Source organism: Kitasatospora sp. NPDC048286 (genome assembly GCF_043201735.1).
Lineage (GTDB): Bacteria > Actinomycetota > Actinomycetes > Streptomycetales > Streptomycetaceae > Kitasatospora.
The window spans coordinates 38,434-58,219 of the sequence record NZ_JBICZE010000008.1 but is presented as its reverse complement, the minus strand read 5'-3'; the positions used below and the strand labels follow the sequence as shown (position 1 = coordinate 58,219).

Below are 19,786 nucleotides of genomic sequence, written 5' to 3'. Positions count from 1 at the left end.
ACCGATTCTTTGGGGGGGCGGCGCGCCGGCGCGGCGGTGTCGACCCGGCGTGGGCTTCCGGGCAGCTGGACGGGGCGGGGGGGCCGGGGGGGGGGGCCCCCCCCGCCGCGTACGGGGTCGGGGGTTACCGGGTGGCTCCGTTGGAGGCTTCCGGCTGAGCCTGCCCGTTCGTGTCCTGCCCGTTCGTTTCGTGCCCGTTCGTTTCGTGCCCGTTGGCGCTCGACCCGTTGCGGTCGGCGAGTGCGGCCGCGCCCGGCAGGTGCGCCTGCTGGTCCGGCGGGTAGAACTGCCGGGCCCAGTGCCGCATCGCGCCGATCGGCCCGTCGCCCTGGGTGAGCCGGGGCGGGGAGACGTACCGCTTGGTGGACCAGATCGGGAAGTCCGCCGAGGTGAACTCCAGGTTCCGCTTGAACATCGGGCCCGCCAGCATCCTGGTCACCGCCCGGCTGACCGTCCGGGCGACGGCCGGCGGCAGCCCGGACGGCTCCGACATGACGAAGCGGCCCGCCTGGCGCAGCTGCATCCGCCCGGGCGCGACCTGGGTGGCCATGACCAGTGAGCAGATCTGCAGGCCGAGCGAGGGCGTGTGGACGTCGGTGTGCAGGGCGGTGAGGCCGTACCCGTCCACCTCGACGTGGACCTCCCGCATCCCGAGCAGCGGGAAGGTCTCCCGGACCAGCATCGAGATGTGGAAGCCGGTGCCGTCGAACTCCACCGGCGCCGCCAGCTCGCCCTGCGGCCAGCCGTGCAGGGTGATGAAGTGCCCCAGGTCGAAGGAGTTCTCCATGACGTCCTGGGCGTGGCCGGGCATCTCGAAGGAGGCGTAGCGCAGCGGCTGCCGCCCGTCGCCGATCCGGTGCCAGGCGGGGATCTCCCAGTCCGGCTCCCGGCCGTCGTGGTGGCGCCAGACGAAGACCGACTCGTTGACCTCGCGCACCGGCAGCTGCGCCAGCGCCGCCTTGGGCGGCTGGGTGCCGTACCCGGTGCGCACGCAGCGGCCCTCGGCGTCGAAGGCGAAGTTGTGGAAGGGGCAGACCAGGTCGTTGCCCTCGACCGAGGCCAGGCCGAGGTGGGCGCCCAGGTGCGGGCAGTACGGGCGGATCGCGCGGATGCGGCCGTTGCGCAGCCGGTACAGCACGACGTCCTCGCCCGCGAGCCGGCGGGTGAGGACGGTGCCGGGCTTGAGCTCGGCGGAGAAGGCGAGTGCGGACCAGCCGTCGGGATAGGGCAGTGCCGGTGGCAGGGCGATGTCGGCCGCGGTCGGACGGCTGCTGACGGGGTGGACGTGCTTGGACACGCGCATGAAGACTCCTGTCGGTCTGCCCGGCGCCGCCCCTCCCAGGCGATTAGCGCTCGAACAGAATGGAATTCAGATGCTATCCATGGATCGGGAGAACGTGCACGGACAACCTCCCTGGTCTGCAACAAGTCTGATGATCCGTTAGAAATAGATGCGTTTGAAAGTTCGATGAATTCAGGCCGATTGACCGGCCGTCCGCTTCGTTCGGGCGGGCACACGAGCGTCCCCCGGCCATGCGCTCGCTGCCGTCGTCGTGGCCGTCGGACCGGTCCGGTGCGCTGGGGTGTGCGCCGGTGCGCCGGGTCGGTGCGTTCGGCCAATTCACGTGGTGAGACACGGAGTTGGCGATCCGGCCGGATGTGGTGGAGCATGGGCCGGGCCCGGTCTGTTGCGGTGCGCCTGCGCCGCGGCCGAGGCGCGCTCAGCTGCTGGGGGAGGAGGCGGTCCGGTGACTCCGGTGGAACGTCCGTTTCTGGTCCGGGGTAAGGCGGTACCCCTGGCCAGATACCTGGCGGAGGAGGACATCGAGGGCCTGGTGGCCTGCTCGTGCATCGGGAACGAAGTCAGCATAGAGCTCGGGGACACCAGGATCCTGGTGAGCCTGGTCGACGTCGCCGACGTGCTGAGGCTCAACTTCCACATGGTCCAGGACGGCCCGGCCAAGCCCCGCTCCTGGTCGCGCCGGCTGCCCGCCGGTACCGCTCCGCGCGAGATAGCGTCCCGGATAGCGCTGGACGTGCGGGCCCTGGAACGCGAACTGGCGCCGCTGCGCCGACGCCCGCCCCGGCCGACACCGACACCGACGGCGGCACCTGTGCCCGCGCCGACGTCCACACCTGCGCCCGCGCCGACGCCCGCGCAGCGCCGTCCGCACTGACCCGCCCGACGTGACACGGACCGGCCGGCCCGGGTCCGGCGGCGCCCCACTGCCGGCCCCGGGCCCTGTGCTGTTCCCGTCGGGCGGGTCAGCGGCCGTGCGGGGCACGGCAGTTGATCCACACCATCCGGAGCACCTCCTCCCACTTGTCGCGCGTAGAAACGTTCTTCCGGCGTATGCCTGGCCGTTGCCCGGTGCAGACGGTAGGGATCTGGTGGCGCTGCTACAACCGCAGCGCCCGACCTTTCTTGTCCGTGCTCACACACCGCCGGGTCGCGAGTCCGGACGGTGGTCAGGAGGAAGCCTCATGGGGAGCACCCCGAACCCCCGGATCAGCCCGAGAGCACCACGAGTCCGGCGGCGGACGCTGGCGGCGGCCTCCGCCGCGGCCGTGGTGGCGGCACTGGTGGCGCTGCCCGGCGGCGTCGCGCAGGCGGTGTCGTCCGACATCGTGATCAGCCAGGTGTACGGCGGTGGCGGCAACTCCGGCGCCCCGTACACCAACGACTTCGTCGAGCTGTACAACCGCGGCACCACGCCGGTGTCCGTCACCGGCTGGACGGTGCAGTACGCCTCGGCCACCGGCTCCAGCTGGTCGAAGACCACCCTCTCCGGCACGATCGCGCCGGGCCACTACTTCCTCGTCCAGGAGGCCGCCGGCGCCGGTACGGGCGCCGCCCTGCCGACGGCGGACGCCACCGGGACGCTCGCCATGTCCGCGACCTCCGGCAAGGTCGCCCTCGTCACCAACGGCACCGCGCTGACCTGCTCCACCGGCTGCGCGAGCCAGTCCGGGGTGAGGGACTTCGTCGGCTACGGCACCAGCGCCGGCTCCGCCGAGGGCTCGCCGACCGGCAACCTGTCGAACAGTACCGCCGCCCTGCGCGCGGGCGGCGGCGCCACCGACACCGACAACAACGCGACGGACTTCGCGATCGGTTCGCCCGTGCCGCGAAACTCCTCCTCCAACGGCGGGGGCGGCACCCCGGGCGGCACCCGGATCCACGACATCCAGGGCGCCGCCCGCGTCTCCCCGCTGGCCGGCAGCGCCGTCAGCGCGGTGCCCGGCGTGGTGACGGCCGTGGGCCCCAACGGCTTCTGGTACCAGGACCCGCAGCCCGACAACGACCCCGCCACCAGCGAGGGCATCTACGTCTACACCGCCGGCGCGCCCTCGGTCGCCGTCGGGGACTCGGTCACGGTCAGTGCCACCGTCAGCCAGTACCGACCGGGCGGCACCGGCGGCACCAACAACCTGTCGATCACCGAACTGACCGCGCCCAGCGTCAGCGTGGTCGCCCACAACGCGCCGCTGCCCGCCGCCACCCTGGTCGGCCAGGGCGGGCGGATACCCCCGTCCTCGGTCATCTCCAGCGTCACCTCCGGCGACGTCGAGGCCGCAGGGAACTTCCAGCCCGCCACCGACGGTCTGGACTTCTGGGAGTCCCTGGAGGGCATGCGGGTCGAGATCGACAACGCGGCCGTGGTCGGCCCGACCAACTCCTACGGCGAGGTCCCCGTCGTCCCGCAGGGCAGCGGCACCCGCACCAACCGGGGCGGCATCCTGCTGCAGGCGAACGACGGCAACCCGGAGCGGGTCGTCCTCGGGAAGGCGCTCGCGCCGACCCCGATCGCCAACGTCGGCGACACCCTGAGCGGCGCCACCGTCGGCGTCCTCGACTACGCCTTCGGCAACTTCACCCTCCAGGTCACCGCGACCCCGGCGGTCACCCCCGGCGGCACCGCCCCCGAGACCACCGCCGCGCCGACGGCCGGCCAGCTCGCCGTGGCCACCTTCAACGTGGAGAACCTCGCCCCGTCCGACCCGCAGAGCAAGTTCGACGGCCTCGCGGCGGGCATCGTCACCAACCTGCGCTCGCCCGACCTGGTCGCGCTGGAGGAGATCCAGGACAACAGCGGTGCCACCAGCGACGGCACGGTGAGCGCGACCCAGACCCTGGCCAAGCTCACCGCGGCCATCAGCGCGGCCGGCGGCCCCTCCTACTCCTACCGCGAGATCGACCCGGTGGACGGTCAGGACGGCGGGCAGCCCGGCGGCAACATCCGTCAGGTGTTCCTGTTCCGCACCGACCGCGGCCTCTCCTTCACCGACCGCCCCGGCGCTGGTTCCACCACCGCCGACTCCGTGGTGAACGCGGGCGGCACGCCGCAGCTGGCCTACTCGCCCGGCCGGATCGACCCGACCAACGCGGCGTTCAACTCCAGCCGCAAGCCGCTGGCCGGCGAGTTCCGCTGGAACGGCAAGCCGGTCTTCGTGATCGCCAACCACTTCAACTCCAAGGGCGGCGACCAGCCCCTGTTCGGCCGCTACCAGCAGCCGGCCCACCCCTCGGAGAGCCAGCGCCACGACCAGGCGACGGTGGTGAAGAACTTCACCGACCAGATCCTGGCAGTGGACCCGAAGGCCTCGGTCGTCGTGCTCGGCGACCTCAACGACTTCGAGTTCTCCCAGACCGCCGACATCCTCACCGCCGGCGGCTCGCTCACCGACCTGCCGCGCACCCTGCCGCTGCCCGAGCGCTACACCTACGTGTACGAGGGCAACTCGCAGGTGCTGGACCACATCCTGATCTCCGGCGCGCTCGCGGCCACCTCGTACAGCTACGACATCGTGCACATCAACAGCGAGTTCAGCACCCAGCTCAGCGACCACGACCCGCAGGTGGTGCGCATCCCGCTGCCGTAACGGTTCTCCGAAGTAGCCGGGGAGAGACCGGATATCCGTCACCTTCCGTGACACATGCCTTGAAGCGAGGACGGGAGCAGGAAGTCGGCCAGGCCGACTTCCTGCTCCCGTCCTTCGGTGCGGGACCGCTCAGCCGAGCAGTCAGTGGAGCAGTCAGCCGAGCAGGAGGAACTTGGTGGAGGTGGCGCCCCGGTAGGTGCTGCAGTCGTAGTTCTGGGTGGTCGTGCTGTAAGTGAAGCCGCTGGGGACGTCACAGGCCCAGAGTCCGCTGTACGGCTTGCGGAGGTGGAAGGCGTTGGACTGGCCGCCGCCCGTGGTCATGTTGCAGGTGGTGCCCCAGACGAGGTAGTCGTAGGTGAACTCCGGAGTGCCCACGCAGGCGACCATGCCGTCGACCGGCTTGCGCAGGTGGAACTGGTTGGACTGCACGCCCGATATCTGGCTGCAGGCGCTGCCCCAGGTGATGGCGTCGTAGACGAAGCCGGGCGCGCTCTTGCAGGCCGTCAGGCCGTCGTACGGGGTCCGCAGGTGGAACTGCGGCGAGTTCCAGCTGCCGCCGCCGCTACAGCTGCGGTTCATCGACACCTGGTCGTAGACGTACCCGGCGGGGACGTCGCAGGCCCAGGAGCCGTCGAGGCCGGTGGTGGAGGCGTTCGCGGAGGGCGCGGTGACCGCACCGCCCGTGAGCAGCAGGGCGAGGGCGGCCAGTGCGGCGAGCAACAGGCGGACGGGACGGGTGTGTGCGGTGGGCATGGTTCTCCCAGGGTCGTGGCCGGACACGAGGTGCGGCGCGGGAACATCGGGACATGCGGTACCGGGCGGGCGGGCAACCGGAGTTGCGGCCCGCCGAAGGTTCTAGCACGGCTCCGTCACGGCTGCCCCACGAATCCACCAAGTCATGTGGATTCCGTGGAAGTTCGGCCGGAGCCCCGCCGCCGACACCGTCGGGGCGGGGGACCGGTCGGGCGCCGGCCGACCGCGGCCGTTGCCGCTGGGTGCGGCACGCCCGGTGCTGCAACAGTGCCTAGCGCGCCACCAGCCAGGACAGGCTCGCGGTCAGCTTCGCGCGCAGCGCCGGGTCGGCGACGGCCGGGGTCGGGTCGGTGGCGACGGCGGTGAGGGCGTGCGGCCGGGAGCGCGGCCCGGTCAGCTTGAGCTCGGCCAGGTCCAGCGAGGTGCGGTCGGCGAGCCGGGGCAGCTCCCGCCCGTCCAGGTACCAGCGCAGCCGGGTGCCGGATACCGGGAGGTCGACGGTGAGGCGGTCGGCGGCGGTGAGCCGGCTGCCGGCGGGGGTGGGGCTGGTGAGCGGGGTGGCGTGGCGGTAGAAGCCCGCGATCATCGCCTCGCGCCCGGGCAGGTTGAACTCCCGTCCGAGTGAGCGCATGATCGAGTTCTCGGTCGGCCGGTAGAGCCCGGTGGGGTAGTAGCCGCCGCCCTCGTAGGTGCCGACCGTGCCGCCGTCCGGCGAGGCCTGGCCCAGCCAGCGCGCCCACTTGGTGCCCTGCTGTCGCATCCGCTCGGCGGTCAGCGTGCTGATGTTGGCCTCGGCGGGCTCGTCGCCCTGGTACGTCCCCTGGCCCTCGTACGCGTACTCGTCGGCCAGCTTGCCCAGCGAGTGCCCGATCTCGTGCACCGCGATCTGCCCGGACCTGGCGTTGCCGCCTGAAACGGTGGCGATCCCCTCGTAGCCGACCGGGGACTTGACGTCGTTGTAGCCGGCGCCGCCGTACTTCGTGGTGTTGGCCACCACGAGCACCAGGTCCGCCTGCGGGGCCCTGGCCGCGTACGACTCGACGGCCTTCTCGTCCACGCAGAGCAGCCGCTCCACGCCGTCGCACCAGAAGTACGAGCCCAGCGCGGTGTGCCGCACCGTCGCCTGGTCGGGATCGCCGGTGACCCCGGACTCGGGCGAGACGGCCGACACCGCCCAGACGTTGAACAGCCCGCGGTAGGCCGCGTACGGTTCGACGGCGGTCAGCTCGCGCCACTTGGCGGTCGCGTCCGCGCGGAACTTCTCCTGCTCCTGCGCGGTGTAGCCGTCGCCGACCACCACGACGTCCAGCTTGGCGGCCGGCTCCCCGTTGTGGACCAGTGCCGTCACCTCGCCGTCGCCGCGGACGGGTGCGACGCCCTGGGGGCGGTCGGCGAGGTAGGGGGAGCCGGCCGGGGCCTGGGCGCGGGAGATGCCGCCGTCCTCGGCGAACACCTCCACCTGGTGGACCGGGCGTGGCTCCACCTGGTGGACCGACTGTGGCCCGTCCGCCGGACGGCCCCAGGCGGGTGCGGCCCCGAGGGCCGTCCCGGCGAGTACGGCGGCGAGCAGGGCGGTGGTGGTCCTGGTGGTGGTCCTGGCGGTGGTGCGGTGCACGGGTGTCCTCCCGGGAAGCGGTCTGTGGCCTGCACCCTTCCCATGCCCAGAACCTGACAATCATGCGTCAGTTCGATTGGTTCGCCGAGTGCTGGAGGTGGTCGCGCCCGTCCGCGTCGGTGAACTCGACATCGAAGGACAGGCCCATCGCCTCCAGCGCCGCCAGGAGGGCGTCGATGCGGTCGGGGTCCACGAACCCGCTGAACGTCACGGGTTCCAACGGTAGGAGCCGAAGTTCGGCGAACGCGCTCTCGACCTCGAACTCGGTCCGCGAGGACCGCCGGACCCGCCAGCCGGCGGAGTGGAAGCGCGCGGCCGCCCGCTGCGCGTCCACGGCCGAGAACAGCGACCCCCAGACGTTGTCGGCGAGCTCGGCACGGGCCACGGCGCGGGCCACGGCGGCGGCGTCCGGCCGTGGCCCGTCCGTTCCGGGGGTGGAGAAGTCCATGCCGGACGGTACCAACCGGGAGGTCCATGCGTGAGGGGCGCCGGCCGGGGCCGGGGTCGGGGCCGGGGGGTCACCGCCCCGGAGGATCGGCCTTCGCCGGCGCGCGCAGGGCGTCCTCGACCAGCCTGCTCTCGGCCCCCGCCACCCGGACGACGTCCTTCTCGCTGTCGGCCTGGACGCCCGACAGCGAGAGCGCGACGCTGCGCCGGCCGTCGGCGGTGACACCGACGGAGCTGATCCAGCCGGCGTCGCCGCCCTCGTGGCCCCAGTACTCCCCGCCACCGGGCAGTCGGCGCGAGAAGAGCCCCAGTCCGGCGCGGGCACACGGCATGAGCCGCTCGAACGCCGGGCTGACCGCGACGGTCTGCTTCATCTGCGCCAGCTGCGCGGGCGCCAGGAGCCGGCCGCCGAGCAGGGCGCCGAAGAACCGGTTGAGATCGGCGGTGGTGGAGACGAGCCCGGCCTCCCCGTTGGTCCCCGGGCCGACCTGCTCGGTGACGTCCACGAGCGGCTCGCCGGCCCGGAACCTCTGGTACGTCTCGGCGTGTGGCTGGGGCAGGGTGGGTGACGTGCCGGGCCGGAAGGTGTGGTCGAGGCCGAGCGGCCGGACGATCCGCTCCCCGACCTCCTCGTACCAGGGGCGCCCGGTGACCTTCTCGATGGCCATCCCGAGCAGGACGTAACCGGTGTTGCTGTAGTTCCAGCCGGTGTCGGGTTGGAAGTCCGGGCTGTGGCTCATCGCCCGGGCGACGATCTGCTCGGGCGTGTACGAGTCGTTCCGGTGCTTCTGGAAGTCCTCCGCCGAGGTGTAGTCCGGATAGTCGTCGTGGATGCCGCTGGTGTGCTGGAGCAGTTGGCGGACGGTGATCACGCGACCGTCGTTGCCGTTCCCGGACACCACACCGGGCAGCCACCGTTCGATCGGGTCGTCCAGGGACAGCCTGTTCTCGCCGACGAGCTGCAGGGTCACGGTGGCCACGAAGGTCTTGGTGATGCTGGCGATCCGGAAGTACCCGTCCGGGGAGACCGGCTGTCGTCCCGTCAGGTCGGCGACCCCGCTGGTGACGGTCAGGGTCGGTCCGTCGGAGGTGGCCACACGGGCCTGTACGCCCGTGGCGCCGACCGCGGTGATCGCGTCGGCGTCGTGCTGGAGCCGTTGCCGGAGCTGGAGCTGGAGCTGGAGCCGGTCATGGTCGTCGCACGGCCGGGCTGCCGTCGTGTCGGGCGTGGCCATCGTGTCGGGCGCGGCCATCGCTTCGGGCATGCCGGCGGAGAGGGCCAGGGCCACGACGGCGGCCAGCGTCAGGCTCCGTCGGGCCGGTCGGCGGCGTCGCCGTGGGGCGCGGATCGGTGAACTCGGTGTGTTCGTCGTGCTCGCCGTGTTCGTCATGTTCGTCATGGGCGTTGACGCTAGGTCCGGGGGAGACGGGCGGACGATACCGCTCACCGGCCGGAAAAGAGGGTGGTGGGCTGTAATGCCGGGCCCGGTTCCCATGGTCCAGACTTGTGCGAATGAACGACCAAGGGGCCGGTCGGCTCTCGGAGACCTGGCGTGGGCTGGGCTACCTGCTGGGTAGCCTGTGCACCGCCGCGCTCGCCGTGCTCGCGCTGCCCGTACTCGCCGTCCCGGCAGCGGCCCGCGCCTGGGCGTCCTGGCACCGCCGCCGCGCCGACCGGCTGCTGCGCTCCGCGCGTTCCGGCGCCGTCCGCGTCGGTCCGTGGCGGGTCCTCGGATGGCTCTGCACCTGCATCGTGACCAGCGTGGCCTTCGGGCTCGTCGTGGTGCTGTGCGCGGGCAACGCGGTGACCACCGCCGTCACGGTGCCCTTGTGGTGGGCCCTGCCCGCGGGCACCCCCGCGGGCGGGTTCGCCGCCGGCGTCCCCCTGACCGGATGGGGGATGGCGCTGACCCTGGGCACCGCGCAAGCCGTCGCCTTCGCGGCGCTGACGTACTGGCTGGTCCCCCCGCTGGCACGTCTGCACGCCCGGACCTGCCTGGCCATGCTCTCCCCCTCGACCGCCGAGCGGCTGGCGCAGCGGGTGGAGACGCTGACCGAGACACGGGCGGAGGCCATGAACGCCCACGGCGCGGAACTCCGCCGGATCGAACGCGACCTGCACGACGGCACCCAGGCCCGGCTGGTGGCCCTCGTGATGCGGCTGGGCGTGGCCCGCGAACTGCTGGACGACGACCCTCAGTTGGTGGCCGGACTCCTGGCGGAAGCCCACGAGAACGCCGAGGAGGCCATGACGGAACTCCGCGCCGTGATCCGGACGATCCACCCGCCGATCCTCGCCGACCGCGGCCTCGCCGGGGCACTGACCGCGCTGGCCGCCCGCTCGGCGATCGACACCACCCTCGACCTCGAAGACCTCGAAGACCTCGAAGACCTCGACGCCCACGGCACCGCCCCCGCCGCGGTCGAGGCCGTCGCCTACCACACGATCGCCGAGGCGCTCACCAACGCCGCCAAGCACAGCCGGGCCACCCGCAGCACCGTCCGCGTCGCACGCGACGGCGACCGGCTGGCGATCGAGGTCACCGACGACGGCATCGGCGGCGCCGACGAGACGCTGGGCACCGGCATCGCCGGAATCCGCCACCGCGTCCTGGCGCTCGACGGCACCGTCCGCCTCCACAGCCCGGCCGGCGGCCCGACCACGATCACGGTGAGCCTGCCATGCGGGTCGTGATCGCCGAGGACAACGTCCTGCTGTCCAGCGGGCTGGAACTTCTGCTGACCGCCAAGGGCTTCGAGGTCGTCGCGATCACCGAGGACGCCCCCGGCTTCGCCGCCGCCGTCGCCGAACACCGCCCGGACGTCACCATCGTCGACGTCCGGCTCCCGCCGACCTTCCGTGACGAGGGCATCCACGCCGCCATCCGCGCCCGCCGCCTGCACCCCGGGCTGCCCGTACTCGTCCTCTCCCAGTACGTCGAGCAGCAGTACGCCGGCGAGCTGATCTCCGACGGCCGCGGCGGCGTCGGCTACCTCCTCAAGGACCGGGTCGGCCGGGTCAGCCAGTTCACCGACGCACTGCGGCGGGTCGCGGTCGGCGAGACCGTCATGGACCCCGAGGTGATCGGGCAACTCCTCACCCGCCCCGCCCACGACCCGATCGCCGCCCTCACACCACGCGAACGCGAAGTCCTCGCCCTGATGGCAGAGGGCCAGGACAACACCACGATCGCCGACCGCCTCGTCATCACCGACAACGCCGTCCACAAGCACATCGGCCACATCTTCGCCAAGCTCGGCCTCTCGCCGGCCGACAGCGGCCACCGCCGCGTCCTCGCCGTCCTCAGCTACCTCAGCCGCCACTGAGGAGGCCGCGCGGGGACCGTACGCCGTCTCGCCGTCCGGCAGTTGATAGCGTGACCGCCGTGACGGACGAGGTGGAAGAACTGTTCCTTACCCCCGGCGAGCGGGCCCGGGGAGTCGGCGTCGACAGCGTGATGTTCACGATGGACTGGACCGGCGAGGACCACCCGGGCGGGCTGGCGGCGTTCGCGGCCGACCGGGTACGGGCCTTCGGCGCCGAGCCGACCGGCGTCGACACCGAAGCGGTCGACCGCGTGGCCGTCGACCGTACGGCCGAGAACGACCCGACGCTGCGCCGCGGCGATCTCCCGGTCCGTCGGCTCGACCACCTGGCCGCCGTGCTGGCGGAGCTCGGCTTCACCCTCGCGGTGTGGGACGACGGCACCGACACCTACGAGCTCCTGGTCGCCCCCACCGGCGAGCGCGAGCCGACCGGACTGCTGTACCGGGGCCTGCCGGTACGGCCCTGGGGCTCGGAACCCGAAGCGGCCCTGGTCAGCCTGAACTGCCCGAACTGCGCGCAGATGCTGGTCTGGGAACTACCCCCGACCGAAACCCTGGCCGACGAGCACTGCGACTGCGGAACCGTCCTGTTCGACGCCACCGGCAGCCCGCTGCCCGGCGTGACGCTGCACGACTGAGCCCGGCGGGGTCGCGCGGTGAATATCCCGTCGCGGAAACGTCCTCGCGTTGATGGGATGGAGGCATGACCTCCCCTCACGCCGGAGCGGCCGGCATCGTCGTATCCGTTCACGTCCGCGATCTGACGCCCGCCGACCTGCCGGACTGCACCTGGTCCGGGTCCGCGGCCCATCTACGCCAGGTCGCCCGGGAGTTGGCCCGGGTGGAGGCCGGCGAGGTGGACTACCTGGCCGTGTGCACCGCGGCCGGCCTGCCCGTGGCGATCGGTGGCGTCGACTACCGCGTCGCCCCGGGCGCGGGCACGCTCTGGCAGCTGGCCGTGCTCCCGGCCCTCCAGTCCTGCGGCCTCGGCTCGCTGCTCGTCCGGGCCGCGGAGGACCGCATCCGGGCGCGGGGTCTGCGGCGCGCCGAACTCGGCGTGGAGGACGACAACCCGCGAGCCCGCGCGCTCTACGAGCGGCTCGGGTACACGGCTTTCGACCGGAAGCCCGATGCCTGGGACGAGGAGGCGCCCGACGGCTCGATCCGCAGGTACGAGACCATGTGCACGCTCCTGCGCAAGGACCTGACGTAGGGGCTCATTCCCCGCCGCAACCGCCTCCGCAGCTGCTCCCGCAACTGCTCCCGCAGCCCGAGTGGCCGCCGCCGTGGCCCCCGCCGCCGTCGCTCCCGTTCCAGCCTCCGCTGCTGTCCCCGCTTCCGCCCGTGTATCGCGACTTCCGGTCCGCGTCGTCGCGGCGCCGCATCCAGGCGACGATCCTGAAGACGATCACGACGATGGCGACGATGACGATGAAGCCCATGAAGTTCATCCGAGTGCTCCCCCCATGACATGCCGCACGGGATGTGTCGTGGACGGCGGCTGAACGGCCTTCGTGGGAGGCGGGATCAGCCGTGCCAGGGCATTCCGATACCGGCGGCGGTACTTCATTGTGCTCGTTGGGACTGACACCGAAACTCCGAGGCGGCCGGAGTAATGATCACCTAAAGAACGGAGAGACGCTGCCGAAACACCGTGACTGGTGATGTGGGTACCGCAGACGGCCACAAGGGGCGTCTACGGAAGGACAGAGATCATGAACCTCAGCTGGAACCTTCGCCGCAAGACCACCCTCGCCTTCGGTGGCGGGGCACTCACCGCGCTCGCTGTGTGCGGCGTCGCCGCCGCGCAGAGCCCGGACGCCGGCAGCCAGCCCTCCGGTGGGGCGGGCAAGTACGCGACCATGGACAAGGACGGCAACGTGACCTTCAGTGACACCGACCCGTCCGCGGGCAAGGACAGCGTCCCCGCCCAGCCCTCCGACGGCGCGGGCAAGTACGCTACGGTGAACAAGGACGGCCACGTGACCTTCAGTGACACCGACCCCTCCGCGGGCAAGGACCGCGCCCCCGCCCAGCCGGTCCAGAAGTAGGGCGTTTCCGGTCGCTGGGGTTGTCGGCGTTCGGATCAACGATCGCAGCCCTGGTGACAACGCGCTGACGCCGGAGTGGCGCCACCTCCCGACCGGGGAGGTGGCGCCACCCGTGCGATGTACCGCAGCGAGGGCTGACTGACAGCGACGATACCGCGGCACACCGCCGACTCGGGCCGCCGCGACTGCCTTGGCCGCCTTGGCCGCCTTCGCCGCCCTGGCCGCCGCCGCGGCGCTCCGGGCGGGCCACATGGGTGTCGGGGTGTGTCCTGGTCCGGTGAGAGATGGAGGGTTGCGGGATGCGGGTGCTGGTGGCCGAGGACGAGCCCGTCCTGGCGAGGATGTTGGGCACGGGGCTGCGTCGTGAGGGCATGGCGGTGGACGTGGTGCTCGACGGGGAAGCGGCGCGTGATCTGACGGAGTTGACCGACTACGACGTTCTCGTCCTGGATCGCGACCTTCCGGGTGTGCACGGTGACACACTGTGCCGCTCGCTGGTCGCCTCCGGCGCACGGACCAGGATCCTGATGCTCACGGCCGCCGGAACCCTGCACGACCGGGTCCGCGGCCTGGGCCTGGGGGCGGACGACTACCTGTGCAAGCCGTTCGAGTTCCCCGAGCTCGTCGCCCGCGTCCAGGCCCTGGGCCGCCGGATCGCCCCCGTCACGCCGCCACGCCTGCGGCGCGCCGGCATCACCCTGGACACCGTCCGTCACCGCGCCGAACGCGACGGCCGCACGCTGTCCCTCACGGCGAAGGAGTTCGGGGTGCTGCGCGTGCTGATGGAGGCCGACGGGGGAGTGGTCAGCGCGGAGGAGCTGCTGGAACGGGTCTGGGACGCGCACGCGGACCCGTTCACCCGGGCCATCCGCGTCACCATGAGCAGGCTCCGCGGCAAACTCGGCACCCCCGACCCGATCCGCACCCTCCCCGGCACCGGCTACGCACTGTGCTGAGACACCGCACCATCCGCACCCGCATCGCCGTCGTCTTCGGGACCGCCTTCCTCAGCCTCGGTGCCCTCCTGCTGACCGCCGTCTACCTGCTCACCCGGCACGGCACCGACGCTCTCGCCACACGGATCGCGCACTCGGCCGGCCAGCCCGCCGCCATGGCGCCGGCCCAACCCACCACCGGCCACCCCTCGCCGGGAACGACGGTGTTCAGCGCGGACGGGACCATCGCCACCACGGTCAGCCGGCAGGTCACCGACGCCGCGGCCCAGCAGCAGCTCCTGTGGTCCCTCGCGGCCCTGGCCGTGGCCGCCGTCCTGGCCGCCCTGGTCGGCTGGTGGACCGCCGCCCGCCTCCTGCGTCCCGTACACCGGATGACCACCACCGTCCGCCGCATCAGCGCGGCCAACCTCCACCAGCGCCTGGAGACCGCCACCCCCCACGACGAGATCACCGCCCTCGCCGACACCTTCAACGCCCTCCTGGACCGCCTGCAGACCTCCTTCGACGCCCAGAGCCGCTTCATCGCCAACGCCTCCCACGAACTGCGCACCCCACTCGCGATCCAGCGCAGCCTGATCCAGGTCGCACTCCACGATCCCGAACCGGCCGAACTCGACCAGATCCGCGACGACCTGCTCGACGCCAACCGCCGCAGCGAGAGGCTCATCGACGCCCTGCTCCTGCTCGCCCAAGGCCGACACGGCCCGGAAACCCGAGAAAGCGTCGACTGGACCGCACTCGTCACCCGCGAGAGCGACGCCGCCGCCGACGCCGCACACACCGCACAGGTCACCATCCACCTCACCCGACGGCCCGCCACCACCCACGGCGACCCAGTGCTGCTCGCCCACCTGGCCCGCAACCTGATCACCAACGCCGTCACCCACAACCACCCCGGCGGCACCGTCCACATCCACGTCGACGAGGACGGCCTCCGGATCCACAACACCGGACCGCGACTGGACGACGCGACCGTCGCCGAACTCCTCGAACCCTTCCGACGCGGCCCCCGCCCCCGGCTGAACACCCCCGCCGGTGGATCCGGCCTGGGCCTGTCCATCGTCCAGGCCATCGCCACCGCCCACCACGCCACCCTCACCGTGCGGGCCAACCCCGACGGCGGCCTCACCACCCACATCCGCCTGCCCGGTCGGACGGCCGCCGTCGCATAGACGATCAGATGCGTGAGCCCTGCCAGCCCCCGAAGCGCGCCCGGTAACTCGTCGAACGCGAAGGTACCCAGGCACCCGCGACCGCAGGGACCGACGCAGGCGACAGGATCGTTGCGATCGATGTCTTCGGCGAGGAACGGACCAGCTCGACCCTGCCGCCTTCGATCGCCACCGGTTTCGTCGCGAGGCAGTACGAGACGTTCAGACCGGGGGGAGCCGGTCTCCACATATCTGCGGGATCGGACCCTGAACACCCGTGCCTCCGCCACCTCATCCCACCGCAGCCGCGGCTTGAGGCCCTCGTTGAGCTCCACACCCTCACCGTCGATGCGCAGCCGCGTCGCGACGGCCCGCAACGCCAGTGCCCCGAGGACGAGAACGCCGAGGCGGCCAACAGCACACAAGGTGCGCGAGGAACTCTGGCAAGCCGTCAGCGGCTGCGTCGGCACCGCCCGTGCGCATCCCGCCGGGCGGGTACTCGTTGTGGTGCGTGCGTTGTTGCGGCTGTGTTGAGGAGCGCTGGGCTTGTTCGGGTTCGTCGGTTACGCTGGGCGCTGGTTCGGTTACGAGATCTGCGTGACCGGTGGGGGATAAGAGAATTGAGGCCATGTCAGGTTTCCGGGTGAATCCGCAGGACCTGCGGGACGCGTCGACGGCCGGCTACGCCGTGGCGAAGGAGATCAGCCAGGAGTGGTCGCAGGAGTTCGGCCAGGCGCCACCGGATCTGGGCCTGTCGTCCTGGTGGTTCGAGGGACCGGCCAAGAACGCCGTCTACGACTTGGGCAGGCACATCTACTTCATCACCACCACCAGGTTGGAACAGGCCGCCGGCAACCTGTCCGTCATGGCGAGGTCCTACGAGGCCGTGGACGGCACTGCCGCTTCGACGGTCGGTGGGGCCGGGGCAGGGGCAGGGGAACAGAACTCGGCGGGGGGACAGGGCTGATGGGGCCGCAGTACTGGGGGATGATCAAGGAAGCCGACGTCGGCAAGCTCAAGGCGACCGCGCAGGCCCTGGCCACCTTCGAGGGCAAGTTCAAGGAGCGGATCGCCGGCTGGCAGACGATGCAGCGCAACCTGGCCGACTCCAGCTGGCACGGCCGGGCCTCGAACGCGACCGACACCGCACTCCAGGAGCGCACCAACCAGCTCTTCCTCGTCGACCAGATGACCGAGGACCTGCGCCGGATGCTGACGGACGCCGTCGACAGCATCCTCCTCCTGCAGGCACGTCAGAAGGAGCTCATCACCCAGGCGGCCGGCAACTGCCTGGAGATCGTCGCCGCCGATGTGAACACCGTGCCCGTGGTGCAGATCCTGCCCCCCGACAAGCACTCCCGGAACGACCCCGAGTGGCGCAAGGAGGTGGAGGCCGCCCGCGACCGGCTCGTGGATGCCGTCACCCTGCTCTGTACGGACGCGCAGGCCGTCGACGAACGCCTGTCGAAGGCACTGAGCAGCTTCGACTTCATCGCCAAAGGGGAGGGGGACTACGACCCGGCGAAGGTCGCCGAGGCCAACAAGTCCGCCGGCGAGCTCGACAAGCGCGTGGACCAGAGCATGGGAAGCGCGGCATCGACACCCGACGCCAACCGGAAGTGGTGGGACTCGCTGCCCGACAGCACACGCCGGCAACTCCTCCAGGACCACCCCGGCCGGATCGGGGCCATGGACGGCCTCCCCGCCGAGACGCGTGACCAGGCCAACCGGGCCTGGCTGCCCCAGCTGCGCACCCAGATGGCCCAGGAGCTCGCCGACCCGTACCGGACGCTGAACGTGACCCAGACGAACCTCGACGGCCTCAACGCCCTGCAGAAGCAGATCGACACCGCCGGTGTGCCGCCCCAGCTCCTGCTCAGCGTGGACGATCCACGGGGAGTGCCGCACGCGCCGGGCGCCGTCATCGCCTACGGCAACCCGGACACCGCCACCAACATCGCCTCCTACATCCCGGCGAACCCGGCGGTGGGCACCCTCCCCGCGGACGCGGCCGCCGCCCGCGGCCTGGCCGTCGCAGCCGGAAAGGCGGACCCCACGAAGCCGACGGCGAGCATCGTCTTCACGAGCCTCGGCCCGCCGGGGGACACCTCCCTGACCCCCACGGCGGTCGCCGGTCCCATGCGCGACAGCGGGCCGACCTACTACCGGGCGTACAACAGCCTGCGGGCCTCCCACCAGGACGGGAACGCCGTGCTGAGCGAGGTCGCCGCCACCCCGGACGGATCGGGGTACCTCGTCGCCCGCACCCCCTTGGACAGCACGAAGACCCCGGGGTGGGAATTCACGGCCGGCTCGATCGTGGCCAGAACGCCGGGCAACCCGGACGACCCGGCCTCCCGCCACACGGCGGCCAACGCGATCGTCGGCCGCCGGTAGCGGCGTCCCCGTCCCAATGTTCGGGTCGGTCTGTCGGGAGGCGATTCCTGGTTCGGCACCCGGGTGAATCGTGCGGCGCCCCGACGACCAGCCCGAGGGCGGGAGTTGTCGCAGTGACGGAGAGCAACCCCGCGAGCGCGGGACCGACATGCTCCTGCTACCGCCGCGCGACGGCGGCGATCATCGGCCGTAGGACCTGGGCGGCGGGGGTGTGCGTCAGGTAGGCGGTGAGCTGCTCCCGGTTGGCCGGCGGGATCCCGTGGGTGAGGCCCGCGGCGAGCAGCGCGACGGTGATGGCCTGCTCCGCGATCGCCTGCGGGAACCGCCCGCGCAGCTCGGCGGCGAGGCGGGCGGCGTGCTCCTGCCGGTTCTTGCGCTCGGCCTTGACGAGGTCGACGGCCAGCCGTACGGCGGGCAGCGCCGCGGCGAGCCTGAGCCGCTGCTCCGGGCCCGTGGTGCCCGTGCTGAGGAAGTGCGCCAGGTGTGGGCCGAAGCGTCCGGCCAGCCTGCGCAACTCGCGGGGGGCTTCCGGGAGTTCCGGTTCCGGGTTGCCGGGGCTGCACCAGTCGTGCCAGGCCGTGGACGCCTTGAACGCCGGCGGCTCGTCGAACCACTGCCAGGCCAGGACGGGGCCGAGGCCGGTCACCGGAAGCCCCGTGGTCCGAAAGCGACGCTCGGGGCGGACGGTGAACTCGGTTCCGTCGTCCGCGCGGAAGGCCGTGGCCAGCTGCCACGCGCAGCAGGAACGGCGGATCTGCGCGGTGACGATGAAGCGTTCGGACTCGTCCGGGGCCAGCCGTACATGGGTCCGGTCCAGGAACGGGCGGGCGCCGACCCGTTGACGGGTGAACTCGTCCACCTCCCAGAGCACCGGGCGCTCCTGGTCGAGGTCGAGTTCCAGCTCGGGAACGTTACGGGACCCGGCGGGCTGCAGTCGGACCATCGCCCCGCGGAGCGGCTCGACGCGGTCGAGGATCTCGGCCCGCAGGTCGCGCAGGGTGAGGTGGGCGTCCGAACGGTTGGTCACGGTGACGGACAGCACGGTGCTCTCGAAGTCCGCACCGCCGTGCCCGCGCGCCCAGCCGAGCACGTCCTCCTCGCCCTTGAGCTGTCCCGGCAACCGCACCGGAAGGTCGGTCACCTCCGCGTCCGCGGGGATCACCACCCACTGGGTGACCGGATCGCAGTGCTCGGCCAGGACCTCCACCGTCCCGACGCCCGGCGGCCGCACCGGTCGCGCCGCCGAGTGGACGTGCACACCGCCGTTCACGGTCCCGGCCTGCACCACCGAGCCGCCGACAGCGGACCCTCCGGCAAGGAGGTTCTCCACACGGGACGTGGCGGACGGGTCCGGCTCCTCCGGCTCCTCCTGCGACATGCCGCCCATGGTGGCAGGCGCGGACGTGATACGACAGCCGTTCGCCCGAACCGGCACCCGGCATCCGCGGCGCCCTCACCGACCCCGGTGGCCTGGTGCACCATGGGTGGCCGTCGGCCGTGTGACGGTCGGCCTCCCGACCGCTCGGTGAGGGTCGGCGCGTTCGGCTGTGCCGCCGGCCGTTCGAAGTCCTCGGAGTGCCCGTGCTCACCCTCTGACGCCGTTGCCGTCCCAGGGGCGTCAGAGGGTGAGGCGGATGGGCCCCTATACGCTGCAGAACTGGCAGTCACAGCTGGTGAGGGCGTTCGCCTGGCAGTGGGCGGTCGGCCAGTAGCGGGATGCGCAGGGGCCCGGATCGAGCGACGCCTCGTCGCCGGGCACCGTCCGGTCGCACCAGGTGCAGCGGACGGCTGCGGGCACGCCGGCCTCCCGCAGCCGCCGGGCCGCGGTAACGGCGATGTCGAACGGGACCTCCTCCAGAACCACCGCAGGGGCGCTGCCCAGGAGCAACTTGCTGTGCCACAGGCTCAGCCCGGTCACCGCCCTGACGGCCCGCAGGGCATCCGGCCCCGCGTTTCCGGATCCGGTCACCAGCGCGGTGAACTGTGGGTCCTCCATGGGCTCGTCTCCTCCGGCGGCGGGACAACCGCCCCAGTATGTCGGCGGGCGGGGCCTTCGGCCCACCGGTTTTCGGCGGCCTCCGCCCCTTCGGTGCAGCGCCCAGTAGCGCCCGTCAGTGCCTGTTCGTGTCCACTGCGCCTGTGGACCAGGCTCTGCGGGCACGCCGGGGGCGAGCGGTTCGGCCGGGCTGCCGGGCGGCCCGGCGT

The 19,786-nt window shown here is 72.0% G+C and carries 18 protein-coding genes; 11 read left to right on the top strand and 7 right to left on the bottom strand.

What is annotated here, in order from left to right; all coding sequences use genetic code 11:
- Window positions 1-124: 124 nt before the first annotated feature.
- Window positions 125-1,303 carry a Rieske 2Fe-2S domain-containing protein gene (locus tag ACGF13_RS20365; RefSeq protein ID WP_392876992.1) on the bottom strand — a complete coding sequence of 393 codons (1,179 nt, stop codon included), beginning with the start codon at window positions 1,301-1,303 and terminating at the stop codon, window positions 125-127.
- 454 nt (window positions 1,304-1,757) lie between these two features.
- On the opposite strand from ACGF13_RS20365, the gene ACGF13_RS20360 reads away from it, so the two are divergent.
- Both ACGF13_RS20360 and ACGF13_RS20355 read left to right on the top strand, forming a co-directional pair.
- Window positions 1,758-2,177, top strand: coding sequence for a hypothetical protein (locus ACGF13_RS20360; RefSeq protein WP_392876989.1), 420 nt, complete (start codon window positions 1,758-1,760; stop codon window positions 2,175-2,177).
- Window positions 2,178-2,484: 307 nt separating this feature from the next.
- On the top strand, window positions 2,485-4,884 hold the full coding sequence (locus ACGF13_RS20355) for a lamin tail domain-containing protein (RefSeq protein ID WP_392876986.1): 2,400 nt from the start codon (window positions 2,485-2,487) through the stop codon (window positions 4,882-4,884).
- A 153-nt stretch (window positions 4,885-5,037) separates the two neighbouring features.
- On the opposite strand, the gene ACGF13_RS20350 is transcribed toward ACGF13_RS20355, so the two are convergent.
- The 4 genes from ACGF13_RS20350 to ACGF13_RS20335 all read right to left on the bottom strand — a co-directional run bounded on the left by ACGF13_RS20350 (window position 5,038) and on the right by ACGF13_RS20335 (window position 9,099).
- Complete coding sequence (locus ACGF13_RS20350; RefSeq protein ID WP_392876983.1) at window positions 5,038-5,637, bottom strand: hypothetical protein; 600 nt, start codon at window positions 5,635-5,637, stop codon at window positions 5,038-5,040.
- Window positions 5,638-5,908: 271 nt separating this feature from the next.
- Window positions 5,909-7,252, bottom strand: a complete 1,344-nt coding sequence (locus ACGF13_RS20345; protein ID WP_392876981.1) for a M64 family metallopeptidase — start codon at window positions 7,250-7,252, stop codon at window positions 5,909-5,911.
- A gap of 67 nt (window positions 7,253-7,319) precedes the next feature.
- The gene (locus tag ACGF13_RS20340; protein ID WP_392876978.1) at window positions 7,320-7,700 is read right to left on the bottom strand and encodes a hypothetical protein; all 381 of its coding nucleotides are present in this window, start codon (window positions 7,698-7,700) and stop codon (window positions 7,320-7,322) included.
- Window positions 7,701-7,770: 70 nt separating this feature from the next.
- Window positions 7,771-9,099, bottom strand: a complete 1,329-nt coding sequence (locus tag ACGF13_RS20335; protein ID WP_392876975.1) for a serine hydrolase domain-containing protein — start codon at window positions 9,097-9,099, stop codon at window positions 7,771-7,773.
- Between the two features lie 113 nt (window positions 9,100-9,212).
- Here ACGF13_RS20335 and ACGF13_RS20330 point away from each other — a divergent pair, with 113 nt between their 5' ends.
- The 9 genes from ACGF13_RS20330 to ACGF13_RS20290 all read left to right on the top strand — a co-directional run bounded on the left by ACGF13_RS20330 (window position 9,213) and on the right by ACGF13_RS20290 (window position 17,581).
- Complete coding sequence (locus ACGF13_RS20330) at window positions 9,213-10,394, top strand: histidine kinase (RefSeq protein ID WP_392876972.1); 1,182 nt, start codon at window positions 9,213-9,215, stop codon at window positions 10,392-10,394.
- Window positions 10,382-11,026, top strand: a complete 645-nt coding sequence (locus tag ACGF13_RS20325) for a LuxR C-terminal-related transcriptional regulator (protein WP_392876969.1) — start codon at window positions 10,382-10,384, stop codon at window positions 11,024-11,026. The genes ACGF13_RS20330 and ACGF13_RS20325 overlap by 13 nt, the downstream gene beginning before the upstream one ends.
- A 59-nt stretch (window positions 11,027-11,085) precedes the next feature.
- Window positions 11,086-11,664: a hypothetical protein gene (locus ACGF13_RS20320; protein WP_392876966.1), complete on the top strand. Its 579-nt coding sequence runs from the start codon at window positions 11,086-11,088 to the stop codon at window positions 11,662-11,664.
- 65 nt (window positions 11,665-11,729) lie between these two features.
- On the top strand, window positions 11,730-12,239 hold the full coding sequence (locus ACGF13_RS20315; RefSeq protein WP_392876963.1) for a GNAT family N-acetyltransferase: 510 nt from the start codon (window positions 11,730-11,732) through the stop codon (window positions 12,237-12,239).
- A gap of 502 nt (window positions 12,240-12,741) precedes the next feature.
- Window positions 12,742-13,077 (top strand): hypothetical protein, encoded by a 336-nt coding sequence (locus tag ACGF13_RS20310; RefSeq protein WP_392876960.1) that lies wholly within the window; start codon window positions 12,742-12,744, stop codon window positions 13,075-13,077.
- Between the two features lie 299 nt (window positions 13,078-13,376).
- Window positions 13,377-14,033 carry a response regulator transcription factor gene (locus tag ACGF13_RS20305; protein ID WP_392876957.1) on the top strand — a complete coding sequence of 219 codons (657 nt, stop codon included), beginning with the start codon at window positions 13,377-13,379 and terminating at the stop codon, window positions 14,031-14,033.
- Complete coding sequence (locus ACGF13_RS20300; RefSeq protein WP_392876954.1) at window positions 14,027-15,205, top strand: sensor histidine kinase; 1,179 nt, start codon at window positions 14,027-14,029, stop codon at window positions 15,203-15,205. The genes ACGF13_RS20305 and ACGF13_RS20300 overlap by 7 nt, the downstream gene beginning before the upstream one ends.
- A gap of 607 nt (window positions 15,206-15,812) precedes the next feature.
- A complete protein-coding gene (locus ACGF13_RS20295; protein ID WP_392876951.1) occupies window positions 15,813-16,151 on the top strand; it encodes a hypothetical protein in 339 nt (112 codons plus the stop codon).
- A complete protein-coding gene (locus ACGF13_RS20290) occupies window positions 16,151-17,581 on the top strand; it encodes a hypothetical protein (RefSeq protein ID WP_392876948.1) in 1,431 nt (476 codons plus the stop codon). The genes ACGF13_RS20295 and ACGF13_RS20290 overlap by 1 nt, the downstream gene beginning before the upstream one ends.
- A gap of 157 nt (window positions 17,582-17,738) precedes the next feature.
- Here ACGF13_RS20290 and ACGF13_RS20285 read toward each other — a convergent pair whose 3' ends face one another.
- Window positions 17,739-18,959 (bottom strand): hypothetical protein, encoded by a 1,221-nt coding sequence (locus tag ACGF13_RS20285; protein ID WP_392876945.1) that lies wholly within the window; start codon window positions 18,957-18,959, stop codon window positions 17,739-17,741.
- Window positions 18,960-19,223: 264 nt separating this feature from the next.
- Window positions 19,224-19,577 carry a ribosomal protein L7/L12 gene (locus tag ACGF13_RS20280; RefSeq protein ID WP_392876942.1) on the bottom strand — a complete coding sequence of 118 codons (354 nt, stop codon included), beginning with the start codon at window positions 19,575-19,577 and terminating at the stop codon, window positions 19,224-19,226.
- Between the last annotated feature and the right edge of the window lie 209 nt (window positions 19,578-19,786).